At 69.1% G+C, this 10379-nt stretch carries 9 protein-coding genes and 2 pseudogenes; 5 read left to right on the top strand and 6 right to left on the bottom strand.

Features of this window, described 5'->3' with window-relative positions; translation table 11 throughout:
* The first annotated feature begins 28 nt into the window (after positions 1-28).
* The 4 genes and pseudogenes from arsC (at position 29) to arsH (ending at position 2706) form a co-directional block, all read left to right on the top strand.
* Positions 29-454 carry an arsenate reductase (glutaredoxin) gene (gene arsC / locus Q0C81_RS10170; RefSeq protein ID WP_291837125.1) on the top strand — a complete coding sequence of 142 codons (426 nt, stop codon included), beginning with the start codon at positions 29-31 and terminating at the stop codon, positions 452-454.
* Positions 451-1536, top strand: coding sequence for an ACR3 family arsenite efflux transporter (gene arsB / locus Q0C81_RS10165; protein ID WP_291837122.1), 1086 nt, complete (start codon positions 451-453; stop codon positions 1534-1536). The genes arsC and arsB overlap by 4 nt, the downstream gene beginning before the upstream one ends.
* A 126-nt stretch (positions 1537-1662) precedes the next feature.
* Positions 1663-1791 (top strand): annotated as a pseudogene (locus Q0C81_RS10160) (hypothetical protein); the annotation flags it as partial.
* A 159-nt stretch (positions 1792-1950) separates the two neighbouring features.
* Positions 1951-2706, top strand: a pseudogene (arsH, locus tag Q0C81_RS10155) (arsenical resistance protein ArsH).
* Positions 2707-2973: 267 nt separating this feature from the next.
* Here arsH and Q0C81_RS10150 read toward each other — a convergent pair.
* From Q0C81_RS10150 to lspA, 6 genes are all read right to left on the bottom strand, one after another.
* Complete coding sequence (locus tag Q0C81_RS10150) at positions 2974-4083, bottom strand: Fic family protein (protein WP_291837120.1); 1110 nt, start codon at positions 4081-4083, stop codon at positions 2974-2976.
* A gap of 229 nt (positions 4084-4312) precedes the next feature.
* Positions 4313-6244: a cytochrome c/FTR1 family iron permease gene (locus Q0C81_RS10145; protein ID WP_291837118.1), complete on the bottom strand. Its 1932-nt coding sequence runs from the start codon at positions 6242-6244 to the stop codon at positions 4313-4315.
* 158 nt (positions 6245-6402) lie between these two features.
* Complete coding sequence (gene lpdA, locus Q0C81_RS10140; RefSeq protein WP_291837116.1) at positions 6403-7815, bottom strand: dihydrolipoyl dehydrogenase; 1413 nt, start codon at positions 7813-7815, stop codon at positions 6403-6405.
* 169 nt (positions 7816-7984) lie between these two features.
* Entirely contained in the window at positions 7985-8389 is a 405-nt protein-coding gene (locus Q0C81_RS10135; RefSeq protein ID WP_367117994.1) for a helix-turn-helix domain-containing protein, read from the bottom strand.
* Between the two features lie 26 nt (positions 8390-8415).
* On the bottom strand, positions 8416-8958 hold the full coding sequence (locus Q0C81_RS10130; protein WP_291837113.1) for an MAPEG family protein: 543 nt from the start codon (positions 8956-8958) through the stop codon (positions 8416-8418).
* Positions 8955-9479, bottom strand: coding sequence for a signal peptidase II (lspA, locus tag Q0C81_RS10125; protein ID WP_291837111.1), 525 nt, complete (start codon positions 9477-9479; stop codon positions 8955-8957). Before lspA ends, Q0C81_RS10130 begins: the two co-directional genes overlap by 4 nt.
* 157 nt (positions 9480-9636) lie before the next feature.
* On the opposite strand from lspA, the gene Q0C81_RS10120 reads away from it, so the two are divergent.
* Complete coding sequence (locus Q0C81_RS10120; RefSeq protein ID WP_291837109.1) at positions 9637-10287, top strand: cation transporter; 651 nt, start codon at positions 9637-9639, stop codon at positions 10285-10287.
* Positions 10288-10379: the final 92 nt, after the last annotated feature.

Genomic DNA, 10379 nt, shown 5'->3' with positions numbered 1-10379 from the left:
CTCGCACCCTGCTGCCCCTGAGGATCCCGTGGACATCGTCATCTATCACAACCCCGCCTGCGGGACGTCGCGCAACGCGCTGGAGCTGATCCGCCACGTCGGTATCGAGCCGCATGTCGTTGAGTATCTGAAGACCCCGCCGTCGCGGACCATGGTCGCCTGGCTGGCCCAACGGTCCGGCAAGCCGCTGCGCGACCTGTTGCGCGAGAAGGGCACGCCCTTCGCCGAGCTGGGCCTAGCGGATCCCGGCCTGACGGACGATCAACTGCTCGACGCGATCGAGGCCCATCCGATCCTGCTCAATCGGCCCATCGTCGTCAGTCCTCTCGGTGTCGGCCTGTGCCGACCGTCCGAAGCCGTTCTGGACCTCCTGCCCGCCGATGATCTCAAGCCCTTCACCAAGGAGGACGGCGAGGTCATCATCGACGCCGCCGGACAGCGGGTGAAGCGATGATCGATACTCCCGTGGCGGACGCCTCGCCGCGTCGCCTGTCCTTTCTCGACCGCTGGCTGACGCTGTGGATCTTCGTGGCCATGGGTCTCGGCGTGGCTCTGGGGACGCTGGCTCCGGGCCTGCCGACCTGGGTCGACAGCCTCTCGATCGGCACGACCAACATCCCGATCGCCATCGGTCTGATCCTGATGATGTACCCGCCGCTGGCCAGGGTCCGGTACGAGGAGCTGCCGCGCGTCTTCGCCGACAGGCGGGTGCTGGCCCTGTCGCTGTTCCAGAACTGGGTGCTGGGCCCGGTGCTGATGTTCGCGCTGGCGGTGATCTTCCTGCGCGACCAGCCGGAATACATGACCGGCGTCATCTTGATCGGCCTGGCGCGCTGCATCGCCATGGTGCTGGTCTGGAACCAGCTGGCGCGGGGCGACAACCAGTATGTGGCCGGTCTCGTCGCCTTCAACTCGATCTTCCAGATCCTGTTCTTCAGCCTCTATGCCTGGGTGTTCCTCACGGTCCTGCCGCCCCTGCTCGGGCTGCAGGGCAGCGTGGTGGACGTCAGCGTCTGGACCATCGCCGGCGCGGTGCTGGTCTACCTCGGTCTTCCCTTCCTGGCCGGGTTCCTGACCCGGCGCAGCCTGATCGCCCGCCGGGGCGCGGACTGGTACGAGCGCCGCTTCCTGCCGCGCATCGGACCGATCACCCTGATCGCCCTGCTGTTCACGATCGTGGTGATGTTCAGCCTCAAGGGCGGCGAGGTGGTGGCCCTGCCGCTGGATGCGCTGCGCATCGCCATTCCGCTGACGATCTACTTCCTCGTCATGTTCGTGGTCAGCTTCCTCATGGGGCGGCTGATCGAGGCCGACTATCCGCGCACCACCGCCCTGGCCTTCACCGCGGCCTCGAACAATTTCGAGCTGGCCATCGCGGTGGCCATCGCGGCGTTCGGACTGACCTCGCCGGTCGCCTTCGCGGCCGTCATCGGCCCCCTGGTCGAGGTGCCGGTGCTGATCCTGCTGGTCTCGGTGGCGCTCTGGATGGGCCGGCGCTGGTTCCCGGACACGGCCCCGCCGAAGGACGCCGGCTGATGGTCAGTCTGCATCTCCTGGACGCCGATGACGCCGGCCTGCTCGCGACCCTGCGAGGCGCGGGCCTGCCGGAGCCGGGCGCCGGCCGCTACTTCAGCGCCGACCACTACGGCGCCCTGACGGGTTATGTGGGGCTGGAAGGTGAGGGGCGGGATCTGTTGCTTCGCTCCCTGGTCGTGCTCGCGGGCCGGAAGGGGGCGAGGTCTGGGAAGCCGGCTGCTGGCCGCCGCCGAGAGCGTCGCCCGGGACCTGGGCGGCGAACGTCTCCATCTGCTCACGACCACGGCCGAACCCTTCTTCACCCGACACGGCTTCCTCGCCGCCGATCGGGAAGCCGCGCGCCGCGATCCGGCGAACCCGCGAGTTCGCGGACCTCTGCCCGGCATCGGCCGCCTATCTGACCAAGGACCTGTGATGACCTTCGCCCGCCTGCGATCGCTGCCGGATCAGGAACATCTTCCGGCTCTGGACGCGGCCTATCTGTCCGCCGATCCGGCCCGCGGCCTGGGCCCGCACGACCACCCGCCGCGCATCCTGCTTCTCTACGGGTCGCTGCGCGAGCGGTCCTACTCGCGTCTCTGCGTCGAGGAAGCGGCCCGCCTGCTGCGACGGATGTGATGCGAAACCCGCATCTTCGACCCCTCCGACCTCCCCCTGCCGGGCGCGTCCGTCGACGACGACCACCCGGCGGTGCGCGAGTTGCGCGAGCACGCCTTCTGGTCGGAGGGCATGGTCTGGTGCAGTCCGGAACGGCACGGCCAGGTCTCCGGCGTCATGAAGCTGCAGATCGATCACCTGCCGTTGAGCCTGGGCGGCATGCGCCCGACCCAGGGCCGGACGCTCGCCGTCATGCAGGTGTCGGGCGGGTCCCAGAGCTTCAACGCCGTCAACACCCTGCGCCTGCTCGGACGCTGGATGCGAATGATCACCATCCCGAACCAGTCGAGCGTGGCCAAGGCCTTCCAAGAGTTCGACGAGGCCGGCCGCATGAAGCCCTCGGCCTATTATGAGCGCATCGTCGACGTGATGGAGGAGTTGGTGCGCTTCACCGTCCTGACCCGGCCGCACGCCGTCCAGCTCGTGGACCGCTATTCGGAGCGCAAGGCGGCCGGGGTTCCGGTCGATGCCGCCTCAGATCTCTCCGCCATCGCCATCGCCCGTCAGGCCTGACGTCGCCTTGAGCACGACGAACAACCCCGCGCCTCGCGTTGATGTTCAGGGGCTTCCCAGCTTCCTACGGACGCTGACCTGGCGCCTCGGCGGCGCCTTGAGGCGTCGCAAGGTTTGCGAAGGTCGTAACTCGCCACTTCTGGCGAAATAAGCAGGTTTTCGGCGGTAACTCGCCAGAACTGGCGAGTTGCATCATCCCTGTCGAGACGCGCCCGCTCGGGCGGAGCCGCCCGATGTGGTGGCTCCGCCGACGCGATGTGGAGCCGCCTATCCTCGATCGACCAGGGAGTAGCTCGTGCTGCGTCCGCCGCCGTCATCCTTCACAAGGATTCCACGGTCCATCAGATCGTTGATGTCGCGCAAGGCCGTGTCGGGCGAGGACTTCGTCAGCACGGCCCATTTGGTCGAGGTGAGCTTGCCTTCGAAGCCGTCGAGCAGCCGGTTGATGACCGTGCTCTGGCGCTCGCTCAACGTCTGACCTGCGAGCGCCTCCCAGAAGCGCGCCTTGCGCATCACATGGGTCAGGGTGGCTTCCGCGCCGTCGAACGCGCGATCGAGGCAGCCGAGGAACCAGTCCAGCCAGAGGGTCACATCGAGCGCGCCTTTCTGGGTCGTCTCCAGGGTGGCGTAGTAGTCTTTGCGCTCCAGCCGGATCTGGGCGGACATGCTGTAGAAGCGCTGGGCGCTTTTCTCGGAGCGGGCGAGCGCCATGTCGGCGATCGCCCTCGCGATCCGGCCGTTCCCGTCGTCGAACGGGTGGATGGTCACGAACCACAGGTGGGCGATCGCGGCCTTGAGGACCGGGTCAGTCCGCGGCTCGCCGTTGAACCAGTCGAGGAACGCCCGCATCTCGTCCTGCAAACGGGCGGCGGGGGGCGCTTCATAGTGCACGCGCTCCCGTCCGAAAGGGCCTGAGACGACCTGCATCGGGCCGGAGCTCTCGTTGCGCCAGGCGCCTACGACTATCTTGGTCATGCCGCTGCGCCCGGTCGGAAACAGGGCGGCGTGCCAGGCGAACAGTCGTTCCTCGGTAAGCGGAGACGCAAAGTTCTGGGTCGCGTCGAGCATCATTTCGACGACGCCGTCGACGTTGCGGTCCGCGGGAGCGAGGGCCCCGATATCCATGCCGAGGCGGCGGGCGATCGAGGATCGCACCTGATCCTTGTCGAGCAGCTCGCCTTCGATCTCGCTGGATTTCAGGACGTCTTCGGTAAGGGTCTCGAGGACGGCTTCAGCGCGGAGATCGAAGCCGAGCGTGTGCATCCGGCCAAGCAGAAGGCCCTGGCGATGGCGGACGGCTGCGAGGCGATCGGCAAGCGCGTCAGCGCGCCAGTCCAGACGCGGCCAGCCATCGATCTCGTGGATGTATTGCGTCATTCCCCGCACTCCCTGCGGAGAATATGGGCGTTATTCGCCGCAAGAGCAAGGCTATTCTCCGCGCCAAGTGCGGAGAATAGGGCGCCTAATCTCCGCACCTGGGCATTCGCTCGAACGCCATTGGCTGCAGCCCCGCACCTTGGGTATCCGCGGACCGCACGGCTATCGGCGCCAAGCAGCTCTGAAACCCCGCCGGGCCGCAGTTAGGGCCTCGGACGGAGACGCCCGCTCAAGAAGCTGGGCGCGCGCGCCTCGGCGCCGCATGCCGGGAGAAGCCGACCACGAGGATAGCAATCGTCAGAAGCTGAACGGCCAGGCCTTCGACCGTGGGATAGAGGCCGAGAAGCTCGAGGCGGGGGACCCAGGCGACCGGGTGCACGTCGAGCCAGCCCGCTTCCTGCAGCGCCGCCACCCCCTTGCCGACGAGGACGACCGACAGGATGGCCATGAGGATCGAGCTCAGCGAGAAGAACCGGCCGATCGGGAGGCGCTTGCTGTAGGCCAGCAAGGCCCAGGCCACCACGGCCAGGATGGCCACCGCCGTAAGGGCGCCGGCCAGCATGCCGAGATGGCCGCCCTGGCTCCAGATCGCCGCATAGAACAGGATGGTCTCGAAGACCTCGCGGTAGACCACGACGAAGGCCAGCAGGAACAGGAACCAGGCCGATCGCTTCGACAGCGCTGCGGAGAGCTTGTCGCGGATATAGGTCTGCCAGGCGTCCGCGTGCGACTTGCCGTGCATCCAGATGCCGACCGAGACGAGCACCACGGCCGCCAGAAGCGAGCCGAAGCCTTCGGTCAGCTCCCGGCTGGCGCCGCTGATGGAGATGAAGAAGGTCGCGGCCGCCCAGGTGGCGCCGCCGGCGACCAGCGCGGCCACCCAGCCGCCGTGGACATAGCGCAGCACCTCGGGCCGCTCGGCCTTGCGCAGGAAGGCGATCATCGCCACCACGATGAGGAGGGCTTCCAGCCCTTCGCGCAGCAGGATGGTGAAGGCGCCGAGGAAGCTGGCGAGATTGTCCGCCTCCTGGGGCGCGAGGGCCCGCTCGGCCGTGTCCAGCAGGGCGTTCGCACGGGCGACCCGGTCCGCGACCTCCTGGGCGGGCGCGCCCCGGCCGATTGAGACGCGCAGCTCGGTCATGGCGGTCTCGACCCGGCGCAGCAGGGCGCCGTCCCGGGCGCCCAGGGCCGGCTCGATCGGCTCGACGCCATCGAGGTAGGCGGATAGCGCCAGGTCCGTCGCCGCCTTGCGGTCGCCCCGGCGATAGGCGGCCTCGCTTTCCGCAAGGCGCGTCCGCGCGAGGGTCAGCGTCGATCCGGTCGGGCGCGCCGCCGCCTCGGGATGACGTCGCAGATAGGCGGTCAGGGCCCGCGCGCGGGGTTCGCCGAGGCGGGTGGCCAGCTCGGCCGGCGTGGTCTGGGTGAGGGCGGCCAGGTCGGGGAAGGCCGCGCGGACCGCCGGATCGCCGTCCCACAGGCGCTTGCCCTCGGCCGCTTCGGCGTCGGTGAAGGCGAAGCGGCCGACATAGAAGGCCAGCGCCCAGCGGTCCTCGGCCGGCAGATGCGAGAAGCTGGCCATCGCCGTGCCCTCCAGCCCCTGGTCGATCACCTGGTAGAGGCCGAAGACGCTGCGCTGGCGCGCGCGCTCCACGTCGGCGAAGGCGATCGCCGGCGGATCGAGCCCCTCGGCGCCCGGTCCGTCGGCGCGTCCGGTCACGCCATGGCAGACCGCGCACTGCTCCGCATAGAGCGTCGCGCCGCGGGCCAGATCAGGCGGGAACGACGGCGCCAGCGGGCTCGGATAGGCCGTCAGCACCGCGCCGGCCAGGGCCTTGGCCTGGTCGCCGACGACCTGCGGATCGGCCTTGTCCCGGATAGCGGCCTGCAGGGTCTCGGCGTCGCGGATCAGGGCGGCCTTGGCCGGGTTGGCCGGCAGGGCGTCCAGACGCGTCCGGATCTGGGTGCTGAATTCGATCATCTCGCCGTATTCGGCCGGATTGGTCACCTGTCCGTTGGCCACCGCGCCGGCGTAGTCGACCGCCACATAGTCGAGCAGCCGCCAGGCGACCTGGGCTTCCGCGGCGGACGGGGCCTGGGCGAAGGCCGGGGCGGCCAGTCCCAGGGCGAACAGCAGGGCGAGGAGACGGAGCAGAGGACGCATGGTCAATCCAGATGTGAACGGCTCGCATTAGCATTCAGGCGGCGACGCTGTCGCCCTTTATTCGCGACGCGGCCGGGCTCGTAGGCGGCGCCGGGGCCCGCCCGCCGGGACGCCTCGGCGCCGCCTGGCCAGCCCGGGCAGATCACGCGGCTCGGTCGTTAAAGGTGGATCGTGCGGTCGGCCACAGCCAGGCATGCCTCGCGCAAGGCTTCCGGAAGCGTCGGATGCGCATGGCTCGTCCGCGCCACGTCTTCGGCCGCCGCGCCGAACTGCATGACGGCGACCGCTTCATGGATCAGACTGCCGGCGTCCGGCCCCAGGATGTGCACGCCGAGAATCTTGTCCGTCCTGGCGTCCGCCAACACCTTGACCAGCCCGTTCTTCTCCAGCCGCGCCTTGGCCATGGCGTTTGCCGAGAACGGAAAGCGCCCGACGCGATAGGCCACGCCGGCCGCCTTGAGGTCGTCCTCGGTGCGCCCGACTGAGGCCAGTTCCGGCCAAGTGTAGACGACGGCCGGGATCGTTCCGTAGTCGACATGGCCCGCGCCGCCGGCCAGGCGTTCGGCCAGGGCGATCCCTTCCTCCTCCGCCTTGTGGGCCAGCATGGCGCCGCCAATGACATCGCCGATGGCGTAGACCCCTTCGGCGCTGGTTCGAAAGCCGTCGTCGACCGGAATAAAGCCCTTGCGGTCGGGCTTGATGCCGACCGTCTCAAGGTCGAGCCCGGCGGTGGCGGGGCGTCGGCCAATCGAAACCAGCACGACATCGGCCTTGATGGTTCCGCGCGCGCCTTCGCCCATGGGCTCGACGTCAAGGACGACGTCGTCGCCCTCCATCCGCGATCCGACCACCTTGTGCCCGAGGCAGAACTCGAAGCCCTGGGCCTCGAGCACCTTGTGCAGCGCCGTCGACATCTCCGAATCGACGCCGGAGGCGATCCGGTCGAGCACCTCGATGACCGTGACCTCGCTGCCGAGCCGGCGCCAGACCGACCCCAGCTCCAGTCCGACATAGCCGCCGCCGATCACCGCCAGATGGCGCGGCGCCGCCGTGAGGCTCAGCGCGCCGGCCGAGGTGACGATCCGTTGCTCGTCGATGGGCAGATCGGGCAAGGTCGCCGCTTCCGATCCGCTGGCGATGACCACCGCCTTGCGGGCCTGCACCTCGAAGGGGCCGTCGGCGCCCATCACTTCCACGCGGTCGGGCGCCAGCAGGCGCCCGCGGCCCTGGAGCCGGACGACCTTGTTCTTGCGCAGGAGGTAGGCGACCCCTTCGCCCAGCTCGGTCACCACCTTGCTCTTGTGCCGCATCACGCCGGCGAGGTCGGCCCGCACATTGTCGACCATGACGCCGAAAGCTTCGAGGTTGCGCGCCATCTCGAGCCGCTCCGTGGCCTGGAGCAGCGCCTTCGATGGAATGCAGCCGATATTCAGGCAGGTACCCCCGAGAAGGTCCCGGTCGTCGATGACCGCCACCGACATGCCCAGCTGGCTCGCCCGGATCGCGCAGGGGTATCCGCCCGGGCCGCCGCCGATGATCACCAGGTCGTAGGACGTCGTCGAATCGCTCATGGCGTCAGCCTTTGCTGTGAGTTGACGAGGGGAGCGCGACGGGGCCGCGATCCACTCCAAAACGTCTCCGTGACCCGATGGCTCCTGCATCGTTCGCGCCTTCCCGGTCTTCAGAGGCCCGTCCTCCACGGCGGGGCCGGGCAGAGGTTCAGACCGGGCGAGCTCGCCTTCAACGCGGCGCCGCCGGCTCGTGCAGCGCTTCGATCACCTTGCAGGCGGAGACCCGGCCCCCGGCGCATTCCGCCGTCATTCGCGAAAGTTCGCGCTGGAGGGCCCGAAGCCGGGCGATCTTCTGCGTCACGTCAGCCAGGTGGCGTTCGGCGAGGATGCTGGCTTCGGCGCAGGGCCGATCGGGGTGATCGGACAGATCCAGCAGGGAGCGGATCGAGTCCAGATCAAACCCCAGTTGTCGCGCATGCCGAATGAACGACAGGCGGCGTTCCGCCGCGTCGTCGTACATCCGCCGGTCGCTGGCGGTGCGCGGCGGGGCGGCAAGCAGCCCGATCTCCTCATAGAAGCGGATGGTCGGAACCTTGACGCCGGTGGCGGCGGCGAGCTTGCCGATGGGACGCAGGCCGGACGAGGCGGGCGATGATCGGGTCATCGGCCAAGCCCCAGCAGAACGATGGCCATGGCGAAGGCTCCCAGGGTGGAGGCGCCGGTGAGGGCCATGCCGAAGGCGCGGGCGGCCGCGCCCCTGGCGTAGCCCAGGGCGAACAGCACGCGGCCGACCAGATACAGCGCCACCAGCACCGGAAGCACGATCATCTCCTCGCCGCGCAGGACGGTGGCGAGGACCAGGTGGGCGCCCACGGCCAGCACCGTCTGTTCGAGGGAGTTCTGCAGCACGGCGGCCGGGACGGCGAGCCTGGGGCTGGGCGCCCCGTAGGCGGAGCCTGGCCGGTCGGCGTCGGACCGGAACCGGATGCTGGCCACGGCCCTCAGACAGCCGGCGAGCCACAGCAAGACCAGCAGGTCCGCCTTCAGCGCATAGGCCAGCCGGTCGGCCGTGGACATGTCCGGCGCGGCCCCCAGGAGAGGCGGCGAAAGCCATAGCCGGGCCGACGCTATCGCCACGGCGGTCATCAGGATCGCCAGTCCCGAACGGACGGCGATCGCTCTCTGTTCGGCGGTAAAGGTCATCGCGCCGTCCGTCCCAGGCTCGATGCGGTCGGACGGCGGTCCGAGCCCCGGACGGTCAAAAGAAGCAGCGCCACGCCGCAAACGATGGTCGCATCGGCGAGGTTGAAGGTCGGCCAGTGTGCGTCGCGCCAGTGAAGGTCGATGAAATCGGTGACCGCGCCGAAGCGCAGCCGGTCGAGCAGGTTCCCGATCGCTCCGCCGGCGATCAGGCTGGCGGCTGTCGCCGTCATGACGCTCCGCGTCCGCCAGATCCACGCCAGCAGCACGCCGATGATCAACACCGCGACGCCGCTCAGCGCCCAGCGCCCCGCCTCGCCCGACCCGGCGAACATGCCGAAGGTGACGCCGGGATTGAATCCCAGACGCAGCGCCAGGAAGGGCGTGAGGTCCACTGCGGTGTCGAGTTGGGCGCGGGCTGCGGCCTTGGCGGCCTGATCCACAGCCGCGACCAGGGCGGCGAGCGCGAATGCGATCGCCTGGAGACGGCCGGGACCGCGTCGCGTCGGGTGCACTGTGGTCATGAGGCCTCCTGTGGATTTCGTCTGAGTGTGCGGCCTCTAGCTACTAGAGGATCAAGTCGGTTTCGGCCAACGGGCGCGCTTTCCGGCGAGGCCTGCATTCTCGTCTTGATCCTCGAGCGACTGGAGGATGCATCTTGGCCGTGAAAGGTGGAACTTGATGACTGAATCCCTCTCGGCCGGGGAACCGGCGGCGTCCAGCTGCAGTTGCGGCGCGGCCGTCAAATTCGACGGCTCCACTCCGGCCTACCGCCGGATCCTGACGTCGGTGATCGCCATCAACGGCGCCGCCTTCCTCGCCATCGCCGGCGGCGCGGCCCTGCAGGGCTCGGTCTCGCTGGGCGCCAACGCCCTCGACTTCCTGGCCGACGCCGCCACCTACGGCATCAGCCTGGCCGTGATCGGCCGCTCGGCCGCGGTGCGATCCAGCGCGGCCATGGTCAAGGGCGCCAGCCTCGCGGCTCTCGCGCTGTTCATCCTCGGCTATGCGATCTGGCGGGCCGCCTCCGGGGCGCCGCCGGAAGGGTTCGTCATCACCGGCCTAGGCGCCTTGGGTTTCTTCGCCAACGCCTTGGCCGCCCTCCTGCTGGTTCGCCATCGCCAAGGCGATGCCAACGTCCGCTCGGTGTGGCTGTGCACGCGCAACGACCTGATCCAGAGCCTGGTGGTCGCGGGGACGGGCGTGGCCGTCTGGCTGACCGCCTCGCGCTGGCCCGATCTGATCGCCGGGGCGGTCCTGGCGGTGGTCTTCCTGCAGTCGGCCTGGTCGATCCTGAAACAGTCGCGCGAAGAACGGAAGGCCGCGAAGTGACCGCAAACTTCACTCCCGCACTCGGCCACGCCGCCCTGAGCGGCCTCTACGATCCCGCCATCGCCCTGTTGACACGGGAGCGGGTGTGGCGC

Origin of the sequence: Brevundimonas sp., assembly GCF_023259385.1 — a bacterium.
Lineage (GTDB): Bacteria > Pseudomonadota > Alphaproteobacteria > Caulobacterales > Caulobacteraceae > Brevundimonas.
The sequence above is the reverse complement of the archived record's forward strand: the minus strand, read 5'-3'. Positions and strand labels throughout refer to the sequence as shown.

Excerpts from the sequence above, each read along its gene's own strand:
- arsB (WP_291837122.1), top strand. The coding sequence starts at position 451 with ATGATCGATACTCCCGTGGCGGACGCCTCGCCGCGTCGCCTGTCCTTT.
- Q0C81_RS10150 (WP_291837120.1), bottom strand. The coding sequence starts at position 4,083 with ATGACGCAATACATCCACGAGATCGATGGCTGGCCGCGTCTGGACTGG.
- Q0C81_RS10145 (WP_291837118.1), bottom strand. The coding sequence starts at position 6,244 with ATGCGTCCTCTGCTCCGTCTCCTCGCCCTGCTGTTCGCCCTGGGACTG.
- lpdA (WP_291837116.1), bottom strand. The coding sequence starts at position 7,815 with ATGAGCGATTCGACGACGTCCTACGACCTGGTGATCATCGGCGGCGGC.
- Q0C81_RS10130 (WP_291837113.1), bottom strand. The coding sequence starts at position 8,958 with ATGACCTTTACCGCCGAACAGAGAGCGATCGCCGTCCGTTCGGGACTG.
- lspA (WP_291837111.1), bottom strand. The coding sequence starts at position 9,479 with ATGACCACAGTGCACCCGACGCGACGCGGTCCCGGCCGTCTCCAGGCG.
- Q0C81_RS10120 (WP_291837109.1), top strand. The coding sequence starts at position 9,637 with ATGACTGAATCCCTCTCGGCCGGGGAACCGGCGGCGTCCAGCTGCAGT.